The sequence below is a fragment of the Streptomyces sp. NPDC050997 genome, assembly GCF_040660135.1.
Classification (GTDB): Bacteria; Actinomycetota; Actinomycetes; order Streptomycetales; family Streptomycetaceae; genus Streptomyces.
Window position 1 is genome coordinate 383,808 of sequence record NZ_JBFAGK010000003.1, and the last position, 19,395, is coordinate 403,202.

At 70.6% G+C, this 19,395-nt stretch carries 15 protein-coding genes; 5 read left to right on the forward strand and 10 right to left on the reverse strand.

The genetic code is table 11. From position 1 onward, the window contains the following. The first annotated feature begins 22 nt into the window (after nt 1-22). Nucleotides 23-1,537, forward strand: coding sequence for a beta-N-acetylhexosaminidase (locus tag AB0H86_RS08370; protein WP_362434521.1), 1,515 nt, complete (start codon nt 23-25; stop codon nt 1,535-1,537). 63 nt (nt 1,538-1,600) lie between these two features. Then, nucleotides 1,601-3,028 carry a cellulose binding domain-containing protein gene (locus tag AB0H86_RS08375; protein ID WP_362434523.1) on the forward strand — a complete coding sequence of 476 codons (1,428 nt, stop codon included), beginning with the start codon at nt 1,601-1,603 and terminating at the stop codon, nt 3,026-3,028. 158 nt (nt 3,029-3,186) lie between these two features. On the opposite strand, the gene AB0H86_RS08380 is transcribed toward AB0H86_RS08375, so the two are convergent. Next, nucleotides 3,187-4,656, reverse strand: coding sequence for an MFS transporter (locus AB0H86_RS08380; RefSeq protein WP_362434526.1), 1,470 nt, complete (start codon nt 4,654-4,656; stop codon nt 3,187-3,189). 145 nt (nt 4,657-4,801) lie between these two features. Here AB0H86_RS08380 and AB0H86_RS08385 point away from each other — a divergent pair, with 145 nt between their 5' ends. After that, nucleotides 4,802-5,368 (forward strand): TetR/AcrR family transcriptional regulator, encoded by a 567-nt coding sequence (locus AB0H86_RS08385; protein ID WP_362434528.1) that lies wholly within the window; start codon nt 4,802-4,804, stop codon nt 5,366-5,368. A 118-nt stretch (nt 5,369-5,486) separates the two neighbouring features. Then, on the forward strand, nt 5,487-5,645 hold the full coding sequence (locus AB0H86_RS08390) for a hypothetical protein (protein WP_362434530.1): 159 nt from the start codon (nt 5,487-5,489) through the stop codon (nt 5,643-5,645). Nucleotides 5,646-5,709: 64 nt separating this feature from the next. On the opposite strand, the gene AB0H86_RS08395 is transcribed toward AB0H86_RS08390, so the two are convergent. Further along, a complete protein-coding gene (locus AB0H86_RS08395) occupies nt 5,710-8,625 on the reverse strand; it encodes an alpha-L-rhamnosidase (protein ID WP_362434532.1) in 2,916 nt (971 codons plus the stop codon). 342 nt (nt 8,626-8,967) lie between these two features. Here AB0H86_RS08395 and AB0H86_RS08400 point away from each other — a divergent pair, with 342 nt between their 5' ends. Continuing rightward, the gene (locus AB0H86_RS08400; protein ID WP_362434535.1) at nt 8,968-10,830 is read left to right on the forward strand and encodes a glycoside hydrolase family 76 protein; all 1,863 of its coding nucleotides are present in this window, start codon (nt 8,968-8,970) and stop codon (nt 10,828-10,830) included. 209 nt (nt 10,831-11,039) lie between these two features. Here the strand turns inward: AB0H86_RS08400 and AB0H86_RS08405 are convergent, their stop codons facing one another. The 8 genes from AB0H86_RS08405 to AB0H86_RS08440 all read right to left on the reverse strand — a co-directional run bounded on the left by AB0H86_RS08405 (nt 11,040) and on the right by AB0H86_RS08440 (nt 19,395). Beyond that, entirely contained in the window at nt 11,040-11,798 is a 759-nt protein-coding gene (locus tag AB0H86_RS08405) for a VCBS repeat-containing protein (protein WP_362434537.1), read from the reverse strand. Between the two features lie 348 nt (nt 11,799-12,146). Then, nucleotides 12,147-12,344 (reverse strand): hypothetical protein, encoded by a 198-nt coding sequence (locus AB0H86_RS08410; protein ID WP_362434539.1) that lies wholly within the window; start codon nt 12,342-12,344, stop codon nt 12,147-12,149. 161 nt (nt 12,345-12,505) lie between these two features. Next, nucleotides 12,506-13,324 carry a hypothetical protein gene (locus tag AB0H86_RS08415; RefSeq protein ID WP_362434541.1) on the reverse strand — a complete coding sequence of 273 codons (819 nt, stop codon included), beginning with the start codon at nt 13,322-13,324 and terminating at the stop codon, nt 12,506-12,508. Continuing rightward, the gene (dgoD, locus tag AB0H86_RS08420; RefSeq protein ID WP_362434543.1) at nt 13,321-14,466 is read right to left on the reverse strand and encodes a galactonate dehydratase; all 1,146 of its coding nucleotides are present in this window, start codon (nt 14,464-14,466) and stop codon (nt 13,321-13,323) included. The genes AB0H86_RS08415 and dgoD overlap by 4 nt, the downstream gene beginning before the upstream one ends. Beyond that, nucleotides 14,463-15,200 (reverse strand): FadR/GntR family transcriptional regulator, encoded by a 738-nt coding sequence (locus AB0H86_RS08425; RefSeq protein WP_362434545.1) that lies wholly within the window; start codon nt 15,198-15,200, stop codon nt 14,463-14,465. The genes dgoD and AB0H86_RS08425 overlap by 4 nt, the downstream gene beginning before the upstream one ends. Nucleotides 15,201-15,545: 345 nt before the next feature. Beyond that, nucleotides 15,546-17,615, reverse strand: coding sequence for an alpha-galactosidase (locus AB0H86_RS08430; protein WP_362434548.1), 2,070 nt, complete (start codon nt 17,613-17,615; stop codon nt 15,546-15,548). Beyond that, entirely contained in the window at nt 17,612-18,460 is an 849-nt protein-coding gene (locus AB0H86_RS08435; protein ID WP_362434550.1) for a carbohydrate ABC transporter permease, read from the reverse strand. The genes AB0H86_RS08430 and AB0H86_RS08435 overlap by 4 nt, the downstream gene beginning before the upstream one ends. After that, nucleotides 18,460-19,395: a sugar ABC transporter permease gene (locus AB0H86_RS08440; RefSeq protein ID WP_362434553.1), complete on the reverse strand. Its 936-nt coding sequence runs from the start codon at nt 19,393-19,395 to the stop codon at nt 18,460-18,462. Before AB0H86_RS08440 ends, AB0H86_RS08435 begins: the two co-directional genes overlap by 1 nt.

The window sequence follows — 19,395 nt, forward strand, 5'->3', positions numbered from 1 at the left end:
GACCCCGTTCCGGAGGCGATCCATGCCCACCCTCGTGCCCCGTCCCACCGAGGCCGCGTTCAGGGCCGGCCACTTCACACTTGACCGCAGCACCACTCTGCGGCTCGGCGCGGGCACCGAACCGGCCGCGGAACTGCTGCGCGACCTGCTCACCCCCGCCACCGGACTCTCTCTACGGCCCTCCCCGGACGGCCAGTTCACCCTGGCCCTCGACCCCGGCCTCGGCGACCTGGGCGAGGAGGGGTACGTCCTCGCCGTCGACCCGCACGCCGTGCTGCTGCGCGCCGCGCACCCCACCGGCCTGCTGCGCGGCATCCAGACGATCCGCCAACTGCTCCCCCCACAGGCCCTGTCGGCGATCCCGCAGCGCGGTACGCGGTGGCTGCTGCCGTGCGCCGACATCACCGACAGCCCCCGGCACCCCTGGCGCGGCGCGATGCTGGACGTGGCACGCCACTTCCAGCCCGTCTCCTACCTGCGCCGGTACGTCGACCTGCTGGCCCTGCACAAGATCAGCGTCTTCCATCTGCACCTCACCGACGACCAGGGCTGGCGCATGCCGATCGCCGCCTTTCCCAAGCTCACCGAGATCGGCGGCAACCGCGCCGAGTCGCAGAAAGGCCCGGCCGGCAGCGGCACGTACGACGGCAACCCGCACGGTGGCGCGTACACCCGGGCCGAACTCGCCGACCTGGTGCGCTACGCGGCCGCTCGCGGGGTCACCGTCATGCCGGAGATAGAGATGCCCGGGCACGTACGCGCCGCCCTCGCCGCCTACCCCCAGCTGGGCAACCACCCGGAGCGCACCCTCGACGTCTGGACGCGCTGGGGCGTGTGCGACACCGTCCTCGGCGTCCACGACGAGGTCCTCGACTTCTGCCGCACCGTCCTCGACGAGGTCATGGACGTCTTCCCCTCGCCGTACATCCACGTCGGCGGCGAGGAATGCCCCACGGCTGAGTGGACGCACAGTGCCGCCGCACGCGAACGAGCGGCGGCGGCGGGACTGCCGGGCCCTTCGGCCCTCCACGGCTGGTTCCTCGGGCAGGTCGGCGACTTCCTCGTACGGCACGGACGCCGCCCGGTCGGCTGGGCCGAGACCGGCGCCGAACTGCCCCTCGACTTCACCGTGATGACCTGGCGCGACTCGTCCCACACCCTGACGGCGGCCCGTCGCGGCCACCCCGTCGTCAGCGCGAACCACAGGGCCACCTACCTCGACTACGCCCAGTCCGACGACCCGCACGAGCCGCCGGCCCAGCCCGGAGCCGTCGTCGATCTGCGCGCGGTCCACGGCCACGACCCCGTACCCGAGGACGCGGACGCGGACATGGCCGGGCGGGTGCTCGGCACCCAGGCCCAGCTGTGGACCGAGTTCGTCACGACGCCCGCCCACATCGAATACCTCACCTACCCGCGGCTCTGCGCCCTCGCCGACCGCGGCTGGAGCGGCGCGACCGACTGGGCCGCCTTCCGTTCCCGCCTCGGCGAGCACACCGCCCGGCTCGACGCGCTCGGCGTCCAGCACCGCCCCTGACAGCTCCATGCCGGCCCCCGTCCCATTCCGGAATCACCCCCACCCTTCTGGAGAGGAACAACGATGAGATTCGTGCACAACCGACTGCGTGCCACCGCATCCGCCGCCGTCGCGGTGGCCATGGGCGCCGCCGCGCTCACCGCACTCCCGGCCACCGCGAGCGCGGCCGCCGACGGGCTGAGCGTCCAGTACCGTACGAGCGCCACCGCGGCCACCGCCGACCAGGCCGAACCCTGGTTCAAGGTGAAGAACACCGGTGCCACGAGTGTGCAGTTGAGCGGCGTCAAGATCCGCTACTACTTCAAGGCAGACTCGGCGAGCGCCACCTATCGCTTCGCCTGTTCCTGGGCCGTCAAGGGCTGCGCCAACGTCACGGGCACCTTCGGCACGCTCGCCAACCCGACCGCCACGGCCGACCGCTACCTCGAGATCGGCTTCACCTCCGGTGCCGGCTCGCTCGCACCGGGCGCCGACACCGGCGACATGCAGCTGCGTTTCTACCAGTCGACGTGGGCGTCGCTGAACCAGAGCGACGACTACTCCTTCGGCGCCTCCCAGACGTCGTACGGCGACTGGTCCAAGGTCACGGCGCAGCTGGCCGGCACCACTGTGTGGGGCACGGCCCCCGCGGGCAACGAGCCGACGGACCCGCCCACCGACCCGCCGACCGATCCTCCGGCCGACGGCGCCACGCTGTTCGACGACTTCAACTACAGCGGCTACAGCGACCCGAAGATCTCGGCGAACGGCTGGAGCGTGCGCTCCAACTCCGGCGGCCCCGGCGTGCCCGGCGCCACCTGGGCGCCCCAGAACGTCACCTTCTCCACCACGAGCGGCAACTCCATCATGAACCTGGAGACCTCGACCGCCGGTACTGGGGAGAGCACCAAGCAGACCGAGATCCTCACCAATGCGAGGAAGTTCAAGAACGGCACCTACGCGGCCCGGGTCAAGTTCAGCGACGCACCCAAGTACGGCCCGGACGGCGACCACCTCGTCCAGACCTTCTTCACCATCAACGACCTCACCGCCCCCATGGCGGACGACTACGCCGAGTACGACTTCGAGTACCTGCCCAACGGCGGCTGGGGCGAGACGTCGAACATCCTCTACACGACGTCCTGGGAGACCTACCAGGCCGACCCGTGGGTGGCGGTCAACCAGCACACCGAAGGCCGCAGGAGCTACAACGGCTGGCACGACCTGGTGCTGACCATCGACAACAGCACCATCAAGTACTACATCGACGGACAGCTCTTCGGCACCCATGACTCCGCGTACCTGCCGGAGCGGCCGATGTCGATCAACTTCAACCAGTGGCTGATCGACCTCGCGGGCCAGACCAGCAGCACCGCGCGGGCGTACGACCAGCAGGTCGACTACGTCCTGCACGTCAAAAACCAGGTCCTCACGCCGACGCAGGTCGCCACCAAGGTGACGGCGTACCGCGGCGCGGGCACCACGTTCGAGGACACCGTCCCCGGCAGTTGATCCCAGTTGCCCGATGAAGGGGAGCGCGCACGTCGGCGCATGCACGCCGAAGTGCGCGACCCCTATCGTGGCGGCACGGCAATCCGCATCTGAAGGGGGCGCTGTTCGGGGCGGCGCGCACCCGGGCAGCGTCCTCCCGGCCAAGCTCGGTGTCGCCGTCAACGGCTGTTCGCGGATGCCTCGTTCGAGGTGGTGACCGCACCTGGATCGGTGGAACGTTGCGGCGCCGCGGAGCCTTCCGCGGGCTTGGACCTCGCCAGCCACAGGCCGGTGAACACGGCGGTGGCCAAAGTGACGGTGCCGGCAGCGAGGAAGGCGCTGTTGAGACCGGTCTCGAAGGAGGCGCCGCCGGATTGCCGGGTGCGGACGATCGCTCCGAGTACCGCCACGCCGAGCACCGCGCCGATCTGCCGGGTGGTGCTGCTGATGCCTGATGCGAGGCCGCCTTCCTGCGGGCTGACCGCTTGGATGGCGGCGCCTGTCAGTGGGGACATGGTCAGGGCGAAGCCGATGCCGACGACTCCCAGCCGCCACCACACGTTCCCGTAGCCGGTGTCGGCGTGCACCATACCGAGCGCCAGCAGTCCCAGGCCGGCCAGGGCCAGGCCGGTGGTAACCACGATTCGGAAGCCGTACCGGGCGGCGAGCCGGCCCGCGTACGGGCTGACGATCACCATGGCGAGGGACGCCGGCAGGGTCTGCAGGCCGGCGCGCAGGATCGAGCTGCCCTGGACGTACACGAAGAACTGGGAGAAGAAGAACGACGAACCCATGAGCGCGAACCCCACCACGACCATGGCGGTGTTGGACACGGTGAACAGGCGCTGCCGGAACAGCCGCAGCGGCAGCATCGGAGCGGAACGACGCGCTTCGACGGCGACGAAGGCGGCGAGGAGGATCACCGCGGCGGTGAAGCTGCCCAGGATCACCGGCGACGTCCAGCCGCGGGCACCACCCTCGATCAGCCCGTAGGCCAGCGCCCCCACCCCCAGAACGGACAGCACCGTCCCCGGGACATCGATCGCGGGGGCGCTCGGATTGCGGGCCTCTTCAAGGCTGCGCAGACCGACCAGCAGAAGGACCACGCCGATGGGCAGATTGACCAGGAAGATGGCTGGCCAGCCGAAGGCATCTGTCAGCACGCCGCCGGCCACGGGGCCTGCGGCCAGACCGATTCCGCTGAATCCGGCCCACAGCCCGATCGCCTTGATTCGTTCTTGCGGCACGGGATAGGCGGCGGCGAGCAGGGCGAGCGAGGCAGGGCTCAGCGCCGCGGCCCCGATGCCCTGCAGCACCCGGCCGGCGACCAGCCAGCCGACCGAGGGCGCGAGGCTGCACAGCACCGACGCGGTGGTGAACACCGCCACGCCGGTCAGGTACACCCGCTTGCGGCCGAACCGGTCGGCGAAGACACCGCCGGACAGCAGCAGCATGGCGACCAGCAGTACGTACGCGTCGACGATCCATTGCAGACCGGTCAGCTGAGTGTGCAGCCGGTGCTGCATATCGGGCAGCGCTGCTCCAACAATCGTGTTGTCGAGCAGGACCATGAATTGGCCCAGGCAGGTCACCGCGAGCAGCACGGCCCGGTTCGGTCGACTGCCTAAAGCCGCAGGCGATGCAGCCATCGGGATTCCTCTCAATCGTTGGTTGCGCCTCTCCACGGCCTACGTGGCCAGCCTCTGGGCGCTCTAAAGCAGTCCGTGGCTGCGTTAGGCGACTGTAAGGAGGGTTGCTCGCAAACGCAAGTCACGACTGCGTTAAGGTGAGGGCATGAACGAGCGACAGCCAGCCCGGCGGCCCGGCGGGCGCAGCGCCCGCGTCGGTGCGAAGGTGCACCAGGCCGTCGCCGACCTGATCAGCGAGCGCGGCTACGGCAACTTCACCGTCGGCGAGGTCGCAGCCCGCGCGGGCGTAGCCGACAGCAGCATCTACCGCCGGTGGGGCAGCCTGGAAACCCTGCTCACCGACGTGGCGCTCGCCCGCCTCAACGCGCGGTCGCCGATGCCCGACACCGGGAGCCTGGCCGGCGACCTGCGCACTTACGCGGCGAACGTGGCCCGCGAGATCACCGGACCCGACGGTCTGATGCTGCTGCGCCTGGCCGTCGCCCTGTCGAGCAACGGTCAGCAGGGCCTGCAGGCTGGTGCCGACCTCCGCGCCGAACGCACCCGGCAACTGCAGTCCATGCTCGATCGCGCCCGCGACCGTGGCGAGCACGCACCCGACGCGTTCGGCGTGCTGGACCACATCCTGGCCCCCATGTATATCCGCGTCTTGTTCGGCATGGGCCCGCTCACCCCGGACTACGTCGACGGGCTGGTCGACCGATTGCTGTGACCTCAACCCGGTCCCGGGATCAGCCCTCAGGCACCCGGCCCTCGGCCGGCTCACGCGGCCTGACCAGCCGTCGGCCGGCGGGCCGTCGCCGGCGCTCGGGCTGAAGTTGGAACGCCAGTTGGCCAACCTCAGGGGCAGCCACGACGGGAAGGGCGCCATCTTGCGGGGCGCCGTGGTCAACGGCCCCAACGAGGCTTCGATGCTGGAGGAGTTGAACGGCTTCCCGACGATGAAGAAGTGCACGGCCGCGCCCCCGGCAGGAGCCTGGAGCGGCTGACGGCGCTACTGGCCTTCGCCCTGACCGCGCAGGCCGAAGACCAGTAGTCCTGTCCTGGCGCTCCTCAGGGGGTCAGGTAGCAGGTCTTGCTCACGCCGGGCAGCGGATCGGTACCGAATGCCGCCGTCGTACAACCGGTGCCGCCGGTGGACGACTTGTAGATAAAGCGGCCGCGTGCGCCGTAGGCGACGGTCTGCTGTCCGCTGAAGGCGCACGTGCCGCCTTCGGCGGAGCAGGCGCTCGCGTAGCCGGCCGGGCCGCCGGTGGCGGTGTAGCAGGCCTTCGACTCGCCGGGGATCGGGTCGCCGAACGTGGCGTCGGTGCACGGGGTGTTGCCGGTGGCCGTGATCGTCGTGAACGCACCGAAGGCTCCGTACATCACCGGCTGTCCCGCGGCGGCCGAGCAAGTGCCGTTCTGGTCCGCGCACTTGGTCCAGCCACCGGGCGGTCCCCCGGCCGGCGGCAGGTAGCAGGACTTGGCGACGCCGTCGATGGGATCGCCGAACTGCGCGTTGGTGCAGGCGACGGAGCCGTTGGCGACCTGGTGGGCGAAGTTGCCGTTGGCGCCGTACGCCACGTCGCGGTTGTAGCCGGGCACGGAGCAGGTGGCACCCTCGGCGGCGCACACGGTGTATCCGGGCGGGCCGCCCGCGTCGGCGACGTAGCAGGACTTGAGGAGATTGGCCGCCGGGTCGCCGCCGAAGGAGGCGTTGGTGCAGGCGGTGCTGCCGGCCGCCGTCTTGTACGTGTACGTCCCGGCCCCGTAGGCCACCGCGCGGCTGCCGGTGAAGGAGCACGTACCGCCCTCACCCGCGCACCGGGTGAAGCCCGCGCGCAGAGCGCCGGTACCCGGTTCGGCGGGCGGAGCAGGATTGCCCAGTCCGTTGGCGGTCACGCTGTAGCTGCCCGGAGCGACACCGGTGAGGTAGACGTAGGTGTCGTCCTGGCTCGCGCCGGCGATTCCCGAGGTGGGCGTGAAGGTTCCGTTGCTCCAGACGACGTTGCCGTTCACGGACACCGAGACGTTGCCGCCGCCGAACTTCGGGACTCCGATGCGGCCGGTGGTGCCGGCCGGGCTGGTGAGGCGCGCGGCGTAGGTGCCGGCGGCGGGGACCCGGGACCAGGAGGCGTTGACGGCGCCCTGCGTCATGGTGATGCGGCCCTCGGCGCTGGTCAGGTCGCCGGGGTGCGGGACGAAGCGGTACGCGCCGGTCGCCGACTCCGGCGCCGTGCCGAGCACGTCGAAGGTGAGCGTGGAGGTGGGCGCACTGGACCAGCCATGGGCCAGGCTCATGAACGAACCGCCGTAGGCGAGGCCGCCGTCGGCCTTGACGCCCTCCCAGAAGGTGCTCTTGGTGCCGATGTCGCTGTTCAGCATGTGTCCCCAGGTGCGGCGGATCTGCGCCAGGGCGCCGTAGTCGTCGTTGGCGGTGAAGCGCGCGTTCAGCTCCATGCCGCCCACGAAGGGCGACACGTTGCCGCCCCACTCGGGGGTCGTCGGACCGTAGGTGCCCCAGCGGGTTCCTAGCTGGGTGACGATGCTCCGCGACTTCGCCGTTGAGTCGGTGAGCCCGTACCAGACGGCGAGCGAGTTGCCGTCCTGCGGGTACAGGCCGCTGGTCGGGTTGTCCTTGTACATGCCCTTCGAGGCGTCCCACAGGCGGGAGTTCGCCGCGCTCTTGAGGGCGGCCGCCTTGTCGGCCCAGCTCGTGGCGAGCGCACTGTCGCCCTTGACCGTGGCCAGAGTGACCCCGCCCCTGAGGGCCGCGTACAGCAGCGCGTTGGCGGAGATGTTCTCGCCGCCCTGGCCGGAGCGGGCCCAGTCCTGGGTGGCGGTCACATTGAGAAGGTTGTTGCCGTTGATCTTGTTGATGATGAAGGCCATGCCGCGCTTGTAGTCGGCCCATTCGGAGTCCAGCCACGTCCGGTCGGCCGTGTACGTGTAGTACGTCGCCGTGCCCAGCAGTGTCCAGGTGTGGTAGGTGTCCGAGCCCTTGAGGTTGAACGGCGGTCCCGACCAGGGGATTTCACCCTCGGCGGACTGCGCGTCGTACATCGTGGTGAGCGCGTTGCGGGTCGAGGTGAGGTCGCCCGAGTACGCGTACTGCGTGGGTACGGCGATGCCCAGGTCGCCGGGCCACACCGTACGGTCGCGCTTGGCCCCGTCGACCAGGACGGACTCGCCCACGCCGACGGTGGCGCCGTTGTCCCACTCCGAGGCCGGCGGGGGCCAGGCTCGGCCCTGGTCGGAGGCGATCGTGTTGAGCTGCACGGTGTACGCCCCCGCGTACCAGATGCGGTTCAGCAGTTCGTCGCTGGAGGAGAAGTAGTTGGCGTAGTCGGCCGGGTTGGCCTTGCCCGGAGCCGCGGTGAATTCGAGGCTGACGCCGTTGAGGTCCACCCAGCCCGAGCTGTCGAGGAAGACGGTGAGGTAGCGGAAGCCGCCACGCTGTCTCGCGGTGGGCATCGTGTAGGTGCCGTTGGCGGAGGCCGTGGTGTAGAGCGCCCCGTCCTCGCCGTCGCGGCCGCTGCTTCGGTCGCTGTTGGTGCCCACGTACAGGGACGACTCGCTGAAGGCCAGGCCGACCCGTTGGCCGCTGTTGCTGGTGGCACCGAAGGACAACGTTGTCAGACCACCGACCTCCTTGCCGAAATCGAGGGTGATGGCCGACTGCGAGCCGGAGAGCCGCGTCGACTGTCCGCTGAGGACGTTCTGCGGGTTCGCGACACTGCCGGACGTCCGGAAGACGGCGGTCGGCTTGAGAGTGCGGGACGTCGGCGAGTAGTTCGGGACGTCAAGGGCGGCTCGGGGTCTGGCCGCCGTGGCCGCCACCGTGGTCGCCGACGTCGCCGCGGACGTCGTGACGGAAGCGCCGGCGGCCGGCACGGGTGCCACGGCCAGCGCGGAAGCCGCGATCATGGCGAGGCCGAGCAGACGCCCTGGACAGGGCATTCGGTTCAGCAGGGGGCGGCGGCGCATGAGTACCTCCCGGATCGGTGGGGAAACAAGATGTCTGAATCGATTCAAATCGATCGCCCGTGAAGGCCTGGGAATGGATGGGACAGTGAGTCTGCGAGGCGCCTCGCCGAAGTTTCACCGATGATGGGCGCCCGGTAGAGGACTGTCAAGCCATCGCGACTCTCGTGAACTCCACTGAAAAAACCGCGTGTTGCAGCATTGACAGGGCCACACCAAAACGATTCACTGCCACCGAGACAGGTATGGACCAGTGCTCGATTCCTGGCCGGCCCAGCAGGACTGTCGGTTGACCGACGCGCCGGCCGACCAGCCCTCCCCCATGGCGAATCCGAGGCGAGTTCAATGACCTTGCGCAGCTTCGACATCGTTGTCAGACCACGGCTCCTCAGCTTCCTGCCGGCGGCCGCTCTCGCGTGTGCGGCGCTGGTCCCGGCCGCGACGCCCGCGGCCGCCGCCACCCCGGTGTGCGTACTGGCCTGTGACACGCTGGACCCCTCACAGGCCCGGCAGGAGAGTTTCCCGGTGCCGGCCGAGAACCTCAACGGCCGTCGCCTCCAACTGCACGTCTCCGACGCGGACGACATGGCCTGGGCCAGCATCGACGACGGTGTGACCGGCGATTCGGTGTGGCTGGACCGCTCCTGGGACGGCGGCGCCACCTGGGAAGGGCTCCTCGGCAAGGCGAGCGTGCCGAACTCCTGGACCGGCACCAGGACGCTGATGTACAACATCACCGATCCCCGTAACCACAGACGCGGATTGGTCCGGGCCTGCGGAGACGCCGCCACCGTCGGCTGTACGAACTGGGTCTACCCCACCGTCTGCGACACGCTCTGCGACGGCACCGGCGCCGGCCAGGCGGCCGGTGACGACCAGCCCGTGCCGTCGACCACCCTCTACGGCCGCACGATCCGCTTGCACGTCGACCAGAAGAACTCCATGGCGTGGGCGAGCATCGACACCGGTGGCGCCGGCGACGAGGTCTGGCTCGACCGCTCCTGGGACGGCGGCTCGGCCTGGCCCGACGGCTCCTCACTCGGCCGCACCAGCACCCCGTCCGGGGCCACCACCACCCGTACCGCCATGTACGCCACCCGCGACCCGCGCGGCCTCCTCTACGGCGGCGCGGTCCGCGCCTGCGGCCGCGAGGCCGGCCACCAGGAGGGCAGCTGCACCGCGTGGGTCAGGCCCGCGCCGACCAGGGCACGCGCGGCGGCGGACGCGCTGATGACCTCGTACGACCCGTACAACGGCTGGTGGCCCAGCAGTTGGTGGAACTCGGCCGCCACCCTCACCTCCCTAATCGACTTCGCGAAGACCACCGGCAGGCACGACTACGACTGGATCGTGGCGCGCACCTTCGAGCAGAACAAGGGCGTTTTCCCCTCCGGTGTGCGCAGCACGGACGCGATCGAGGGCCACTTCGTCAGCCGGTCCATCGACGACTCGGCCTGGTGGGCCATCGCGTGGCTCGACGCGTACGACTACACCGGCGACTCCCGCTATCTCGACGAGGCGGTCACCATCGCCAACTACGTCCACCAGTACTGGGACACCGGCAGCTGCGGCGGTGGCGTGTGGTGGGACCGCGAGCGCACCTACAAGAACGCCGTGACGAACGGGCAGTACCTCTGGCTGACCGCGGCGCTGCATCAGCGCATTCCGGGCGACAGCGTATGGCTCCAGCGGGCGAAGGCGTCCGCCGCCTGGTACAGGTCCAGCGGGATGATCAACTCGTCGGGTCTGGTGAACGACGGGCTGACCTCGGCCTGCGCCAACAATGGCAGCACTGTGTGGAGTTACAACCAGGGACTGGCCATCGGCGGCTTCACCGAACTGTGGCGGACGACCGGGGACAGCTCGCTGCTGACCACCGCACGCACCCTGGCCGACGCCGCCGTCAGCAGCCCGGCGCTGACCCGGGACGGCGTGCTCACCGAGTCCTGCGACCTCGGCTCCGCGTCCTGCGACGACAACCAGAAACAGTTCAAGGGCATCTTCATGCGGCACTTCGCCGACCTCGCGAAGGCGACCGGCTCCAGCACGTACCGGAGTTACGTCCAGAAGCAGGCGGACACACTGTGGGCGCGCGACCGCAACTCCCTCAACGTCCTCGGCGAACGCTGGGCCGGAGTCGGCCCCAACCAGACCGACTGGCGTACCCAGAGCAGCGCCCTCGGAGCGCTTACCGCTGCCGCGGGCTGAGCGCGAGGCGGGTGCGGTGCACCTGGCCGGTCGACGGTGGCGTAGTCGGCGAGCGTTAGCTTGCCCGGTGGGCCGGTGGGTGTCGACGAGGCTCGGGGCCGGATGGTGCCGGAGGCGTCGGCGACTCGACGACCACGGCACCGTCCGCCGTCCGCCGTCCGCCGTCCGCCGTCAGGTTCGGTGCCACAGCCTCGCGCGCACGCGCGTGTTCAGCCCTGGCCACCGGCCTTACCGCACTCCGCGTAGAACGTGCGCAGGCCGGAGGTGGGCATGTTGGTCGGGGTCTCGTCATCGGTCTGGTCCGCGTAGACGCTGTACTTGCTGGTGTCGGCGGTCCTGTCGGCGAGTCCCGTGTCCCTGTCGCCGAGGCGCGCCTCCGTCTGATACACGCCGTCGCCGGCGTAGGCGAACACCGCCAGGTCGGGAGATGAGTCGTGATCGTAGTCGGCCACGGCGATGCCACGTGTCTCCCCGAGGTCGAGATGGCGGGTGTGCTGCCCCCGGCCGGAGGCGGAGAAGGGGCCTGACACCAGCTCGGCCACGGTGGGCTCGATCGCGTCGTCTCCCTGCTTCTGCCCGGTGGCCACGACGACCAGGTCGCTCCAGCCGTCGCCGTCGAAGTCGGCCACCGCCGCCAGCACGTCTTTCTCTTCGGCACCGGAGCCGTCGATCAGCTTCCGCACCCCGACCGGAGTGCCGTAGCCCGCCTTCTTCCCGAACGCGACGGCCAGTTGAGCACCGGTGTGGGAGGGGTCGGCGACGCGGTCTGTGCGGCCGTCGCCGTCGATGTCGGCCAGCAGATCCCCTGACGGCGTCACGCACGAGGGGACCGAGGGTCTGCCCGTGGGACGTGATGGTGCGCCTACGACGGACTCACCGCAGGCGCCGAGCAGGGCCGCGACTGCCGCCAGCGCAGCCGCCTGCCCCAGCAGCTGTGTACGCCCGCGCGGATGGCTCACTATTCGCATGACTGTGACAAGCACCTTTCAAACAACAGGAATGATCGGCTGAAGCTCCGAGCGTAGGCGGCAACGGCGCCGGAAACGGCCAGACCTGCCGCCTCGCCCCAGGCGTCGACGCCAGGGGTTGAAGCCTCACTCCGTGGCCGGCCAGGACCGTCAGCATGCCCAGGGTGACCGTTGGCGGTCCTGCGGGGCCAGTTGCACCGGGAAGGTCAGCCGAGCTTCATGCGTAGCCCGCGTGATGGAGCAGGCCGACCACTTCCAACAGCCCGCGCCGCACGGTGGAGGCGGAGACGTAGTTGCCGCCCGCCATGTCGGAGAGCCGCTGGTCGTGGCGTAGGACCGCCAGGACGATCAGAGCGATTCGGCCGGTCCGGAGCTTGCGCCAGCGGGATCGGCCTCGGCGGCCGGGAAGGTATTCAGTGCGGCTGTGCCGAAGGGGGCGTGCGGCCAGATGTCGGCGGAGGTCGTCACGCCGGCCAGGACCGGCAGGCCGAGCTCGTGTGTCGCGCCGATGCCACCCCCGAGTGCGGGGGTGACCGCGAAGTTCACGCCGGCCCGCTCGGCGCGCGAGCGTCGTCGGCGGTCAGGACCGTACCGGCGCCGAGGGACGGTCGGGGCCGGGTGCTGCGCGCGCCTGCTCGATGGCGGACAGGGCGTCCTGACCGCTCAGGGACGATCCATGTGACGGGCTCCATGCCATACAGGTCGGTTCAGGTACACCGGCAGTGGGTGGTCAGCGTCAGCCTCCACCGCACCTCGCCCGAGGCGGGTACGCGCGCGGCGTCGCCGGGGCCTGCCTCGGCGAGGTCGAAGACGCGGCCGAGCATCGGCTCGACGCCCGTGCTGCGGTAGGGGCGCGGGGCGGGAAAGCCGCCCAGGTTGCGCCACAGGGCGATGGACAAGGGCTGGCCGTCGGCTTCGAGAGCGAGTGACAGACGGTCGGCGTGGTCGTGGACGCAGCAGCGGGAGGCGTCCACGACGGCTCCGACGGCGGTGCCGTCGTCCGGACCGAGCCGGTCCAGGCGCAGTCCGCACGGTGCGGGCCAGCTGTCTTCCACCCATGGGGCGCCTTTGGGCCACGCCCGGTCCAACAACGGCGCCGACTCGGGGAAGAGTCGGGTGCGCGCTCCGTCGCGGATGTGCAGCCTCGCACGGTCGGAGAGGTCGAGCAGGGCGTGGGCGGCCCACACGAAGCGGAAGCCCGGGTCGGACGTCAGTACGTAGTCGACCTCGGCTCCGTCGGTGGTGCCGCGCATCGTGCGTGTCAGGGTGAAGCGGTCGCAGTGGACGAAGTCCATCTCCCCTTCTCGCGTCCACGGCCGTGACCAGGCGTCACCGTGGTCGGGGGTGCCGCGGACCGTGGGGACGCACTCCTCCAGTCCGCCCGCGTCCAGGAAGGTGTCGCCGGGTGACACGTTCTCCCGCTCGGGTGCCTCACGCCGCCACAGCCATTCTTTCTGCTCTGTGCGCAGCGAGGTCCAACGGCCGCCGTGGGCAAGGTCGGTGACGATGTCCAGCGGCACGCTCACCACTCCGCGAAGGAACCGTCGGGGTGCCGCCACACAGGGTTGCGCCAGGCATGACCGGTGTGGTCGGCGGCGCGTACGGCGGCCTCGTCGACGGTGATGCCGAGGCCGGGGGCATCGCCGCGCACGGCGTGGCCGTCGACGAACCGGAACGGCGCGGGGTCGACGAGGTAGGAGAGCAGGTCGGCGTCCTTGTTGTAGTGGATGCCGCGGCTCTGCTCCTGGATCAGGAAGTTCGGGGTGGCGAACGCGACTTGCAGACTGGCCGCCAGCGCGATCGGGCCGAGAGGACAGTGCGGGGCTAGCTGGGCGCCGTAGGTCTCCGCGAGCGAGGCGATGCGGTGCACCTCCGAGATGCCTCCGGCGTGGGACAGGTCGGGCTGCGCGACCGCCACGCCCGCGGCGAGCGCGGGCAGGAACTCCGCGCGCCCGTAGAGGCGTTCACCGGTGGCGAGCGGTATCGGGCTCGCGGCGACGAGCCCGGCCAGGAGGTGGCCGTGCTCGGGGAGGACGGGTTCCTCCACGAACAGCGGGTGCAGCGGGGCGAGTTCGGCGAGGACACGGCGGGCCCCGGCGGCGGTGAACCGGCCGTGGAAGTCGACGGCCACGTCGCGGTCCGGGCCGAGTGCCTCGCGGGCGGCGGCCACGCGGGCGACGATCGCGGCGGTCTCGGCGGCGGTGGGGATCGGCGAGGTGGCTCCGGCGGCGTTCATCTTCACCGCGCTGAACCCCGCCTCGACCTGGGCGGCTATCTGTTCGCTCAGCTCGGCGGGTTCGTCGCCGCCCACCCAGGCGTAGACGCGGACGCGGTCACGCACCGGGCCGCCGAGGAGGGCGTGCACGGGAGCGCCGTACGTCTTCCCGGCGATGTCCCACAGGGCCTGGTCGAGGCCGGCGACGGCGCTGGAGAGGACCGGGCCGCCCCGGTAGAAGCCGCCCTTGGTCAGTACCTGCCAGTGGTCCTGGATGCGCAACGGGTCCTGGCCCACAAGGTATTCGGCCAGGACATCGACGGCGGCACGGACGACCTCGGCGCGCCCTTCGACGACCGGCTCACCCCAGCCGACCACGCCCTCGTCGGTCTCGACGCGGCAGAACAGCCAGCGGGGCGGGACCAGGAAGGTTTCGATACGGGTGATCTTCACTGAGACCGGGAGCCTTCCGTCTGTTCGGAGTCGCCGAGGCGGTCCAGATCGCGGCCGGCCTGGTCGAGCAGGGCACGCATCGCGGCCTCGGCGGCCTGCGGGTCCTGGTCGCGTACGGCGTCCAGGACGGCGCGGTGGGCCGGAACCGGGTCCTCGCTGTGCGGGGAACTGTGCACGATGCGGTCGCGGTGGGCCAGACCGGACTCGATCACCATCTCCATGCGTTCGAGGAGTTCGTTGTGGGTGGCGGCGAGCAGGGCACGGTGGAAGGCGAGGTCGGCGTCGACGGCGTGGGCGGCGTCGGCTTCCTGCTCCCCCATCGCATCGAGGGCGCCGCTCAGGGCGGCCAGGTCCGCGTCGGTGCGGCGCTGGGCGGCCAGGCGCACGGCGGCGGGTTCGATGATGGCGCGCACTTCGGCGAGGTTGTGCAGCAGCGCCTGGTCGGACTCGGTGGTGGAGCCGCCCTCGAACTGCCAGCGCAGCACGTCGGCGTCGAGCAGGTTCCACTCGGCGCGAGGGCGTACGAAGGTGCCGCGCCGCTGGCGGGCGTCGACCATGCCCTTGGCGGCGAGCACCTTGAGCGACTCGCGCAGAGCGGTCAGGCTCACGTCCAGCTCGCTCTGCAGCGCCACCAGATCCAGCGTGGCCCCCTCGCGGATCTCGCCGCCCAGGATGCGGCGGGCGAGGACTTCCACGGTCTGGCCGTGCACGCCGCGACGGGCATAGGGCGTCATGTGGTACAGCCTTTCTGCTGTGTGGGGAGCGTGGTCGTGCGGAGGCCTTCACGACGCCCCAGCCGCCGTCCACGACGCGACTCGTACCGGTGATGCAGGAGGCTTCGTCTTCGCTGAGGAACGCGACGACTCTGTCCCCAGCAGCTGTCAGGACAGGTCCCGGCAGGACGGCGTACGTGTACCTCGGGCCCGTACTCGACGGCCGTGGCGGCTCCGATGCCGGAGGCTGCTCCGGTGACCACGGCCGTACGGTCGCCGGTGAGGCGGGCGCCGTGTCGTCGTGCGGGCTGGTCCATCGTGGGGTTCGACTCCTTTACCGGAGGGACGAGGGAAACATATGCGGTCCTACTGACGTATCAACACCACCAGCTCGGCGTCGTGCTCCGCGCTCCACGCGAGCGGCAGCCCGTGGTGGAGCAGATGAGCTCCGCTGTACGTCGCCCCCGTCGCGGTGTCGCGGTAGCGCGCCGTCGGGTCCAGACCTCGCAGCCGCAGCCGGTCGGGCCGCCCGGGCAGGAGCGGGGCCCCGTCCAGGAGACCGGTGCCGAGCGCGGCGACGACCGTACGGTCGTCGAGGTCGTACTGCACTCCGCAGGTGCTGTCGGCCGGCTTGCCGAGGAGCCGGGCCTCTCCCCGGTGGACGACGTCCCGCACCTTCTTGTACCGGTCGATCCACCCGGCGGCCTCGGCCCGCTCCTTCGGCGTCCATGCGCGCAGGTCGGCTCCGATGCCGAGGACGCCGCACATGGCGTTGACGAAGCGGAAGGCGAGGCTGCGCGGGCGCGGGTCGAAGACGCCGGGGGTGTCGGTGACCCACGAGCTCATGACGTGCGGGGCGTGGGCGTGCAGGAAGCCGTACTGGATGGACAGCCGGTCCAGCGGGGCGGTGTTGTCGCTGGGCCACACGACGTCGGTGCGGGCGAGGGTCGCGTGCTCGACGCGTCCGCCGCCGCCCGCGCAGCCCTCGACGGTGACGTCCGGGTGGGCCGAGCGCAGGTGGTCCAGCACGCGCAGGTATCCGGCGACGTGCTCGGCGTCCAGGTCGAGCCGTTCGGCGGGTCCCGCACCCGGGCGGCCGCGTTCGGTGGGCGGCCGGTTCATGTCCCACTTGAGGTAGCTGACCGCGTGGTCGGTGAGCACCCGGTCGAGCGTGCCGATGACGAAGTCCTGGACGTCCGTGCGGCCCAGGTCGAGCAGCAGCTGGTTGCGGACCAGGCGAGTGGCACGGCCGTCGATCCGGTAGACCCACTCCGGGTGTTCGGCGTAGAGGCGACTGGTCGGGCTGACGGCCTCGGGCTCGACCCACAGGCCGAAGTCCAGCCCGAGCGCGCGGATGTCCTCGACGAACGCGCCGAAGCCCTGCGGGAACGCGGCGGGGTCCGGGTACCAGTCGCCCAGGCCCCCGGTGTCGTCGCCGCGGCCGGTGAACCATCCGTCGTCGACGACGAACAGCTCGGCGCCGATGTCGGCGGCCCGCTTGGCCAGTTCCAGTTGTCCGCTCGCGTCGACGTCGAAGCCGGTGGCCTCCCAGGAGTTGTAGAGCACCTTGCGGGGGCGGTGGATCCGCTCGCCGGCGAGGTGGCGTTCGTAGCGGTGCCAGACGCGGGAGAGCCCGTCGAGGCCGTCCGGGCTGAAGGCGCACGCGAGCCGAGGAGTGGTGAGGGTCTTGCCCGGTGCCAGGACGACGGCGCCCTCGTGAGGGACCCGTCCGGCGCGGACACGCACGGTGCCGCCCGGCTCGGCCTCGGCGGTGATGTGCCAGTTGCCCGGCCATTCCAGGGCGATGCCGTAGGCCGCCTCCGCCTCCCCGTCCTGTACGGCCAGCCAGGGGGCGTACGCGTGCCCGGGCGCGCCCTGAAGGCTGCCCATGGTGAACGTGCCCCTGGTCAGGTCGAGTTGGTGGCGCTGGAACTCCTGCGACCACTGTCCTGCGAGGTACGTCAGTCTGGCCGGGCCTGCGACGGGGACGGTCACGGCGGCCGAGTCGAGGCGCTCCAGGCGAAGTTCTTCCGTGCCGGTGAATTCGGTCCACCGCAGGATCACGTCCGTGCCCGGCACCGACTCGTAGCACAGGACCGTACGCAGGCCCAGGACGTCGTCGACGAAGGCGAGGCGCAGGCTCCCCTCCCCTTCCTGAGCGCCGTCGAAGTCCCACCACACTCCACGGTCCCCACCCGGACGCGACGCCACGAGCTCGGATCCGGTGAACGGCCGTAGCCCGTACGGCAGATACTCGGCGGGCGCCGCGTCGGCGGGCGTGATGAAGTGGGTACGCCTCGACCAGTCCAGTGCGGACGGACCGTCCTCGACCCCGAGTGGCCCCCACGCGTCGAGTTCGGCCCACGGGCCGTCCGGCGACAGACGCACGGTGTAGCCGGTGTTCTCCGTGCGCAAGGTCCAGCGCTGGTACGTCACTTCACCGCCCCCAGATTGAGCCCGGCCACGAAGTGCCGCTGGAACCTCAGGAACACGGCCACCGTGGGCGCGGCGGCGATGACGGAGCCGGCGGCGATCACGTTCCACATCGACACGTACTGTCCCTGCAGTCCGATGAGGGCCGCGGTAATCGGCATCTTGGTGTCGCTGCGCAGCACGGTGATCGCCCACAGCAGGTCGTTGAAGATCCAGGTGAAGGACAGGGCGCTGAGGGCCGCCAGGGCGGGGCGGGTGAGCGGCAGGATGATCCGCCAGAAGACCTGCCAGGGGCCGGCGCCGTCGACGACCGCCGCCTGCTGGATCTCCACGGGTATCGCGCGCATGAAACCGTGCAGGACGAAGACGTAGAAGCCGACGCCGAAGCCGATCTGCACACCGATCAGCGCGGGCAGGGTGTCGAAGACGCCGATCAGCTCGCTGAGCTTGGAGACCGGGATGAGCAGGATCTGCGGCGGGAGCAGGTTGCCGCCGAGCATGAGCAGCAACAGGGAGCGGCGGAAGCGCATTTCGTAGCGGCTGAGCCCGAACGCCGCCATGGCGGCCAGCGCGAGCGTCACCAGGACGCAGGGCACGGTGACCAGCAGGCTGTTGATCAGGGCGCGCTGCTGGCCGCCGTCGGTCCAGGCCTGGCCGAAGTTGTCGAGGGTGAAGGAGCGCGGCCAACTGCCCAGGCCGTGCGCGGCGATGTCGTCGAAGGAGCGCAGGCTGGTCACCAGGACCAGGACGATGGGCAGCAGCCACAGGACGGACAACGCGCCGGCGCCCAGGTGGAATCCGGCGGTCGCGGCCCGCTTGCGGCGCAGCGCCGTGGACGTGGCGGACATCAGTCGGCCTCCCGGAACGCGCGGACGAGGTAGGAGCAGATGACGCCGAAGGCCAGAAAGAAGATGACGACGGCCAGGGCGGAGCCGTAGCCCAGACGAAGGGACTGGAACGCGGTGGAGTACATGTAGGTGCTCAGCAGCTCGGACGAGTGGTAGGGGCCGCCACGGGTCAGCGACCACACGACGTCGAAGGAGCGCAGTGAGTCGATCACGATGACCGACAGGACGACGGCGTTGACGCTGCGCAGTTGGGGCAGGGTGACGTGCCGCAGGCGCTGCCAGGCGCTCGCGCCGTCGACCTTGGCCGCCTCGTACAGGGCCGGGTCGATGCCCTTGAGGCCGGCGAGGTAGAGGACCATGACGTAGCCGATCTGCCTCCACAGCGCGGGCACGATCACCGCGTACAGGGCGGTGTCCTGGTCGGCGAGCCAGGCGTGGCGCAGACTGCCGAGGCCGACCGATTCCAGGAGTTGGTTCAGGACGCCGTCGGGCTGGTAGACCGCCTGCCAGACGAGCGCGGTGGCGACCAGGGAGAAGACGACGGGCAGGAACAGGGCCGCCCGGTAGAAGCCGACACCGCGCCGCTCCTGCTGGAGCAGCAGCGCGGTGGCCAGACCGAGCAGGGCGGACAGGCCGCCGAAGAGCACCAGCCACAGCACGGTGTGGCCGGCCGCGCTGCGGAAGACGTCGTCGTGGGCCATCTCCTGGAAGTTGTCCAGGCCGACGAACTGCGGTGCGGAGACACCGTCCCAGCGGGTGAGGGCGAGGTAGAAGCCCTGCAAGGCGGGCCAGAACACCCACAGTGCCTCGACCAGCAGCGGGACGAGGACGAACGCGAGTACCAGCGGGGGCGTACGACGTGGGCCCCCGGTCCGCCTGCCGCGGGGCGACGGCGGGGCCGGGGACTTCCGCTCGGGCGCGGTCAGAACGGCCAC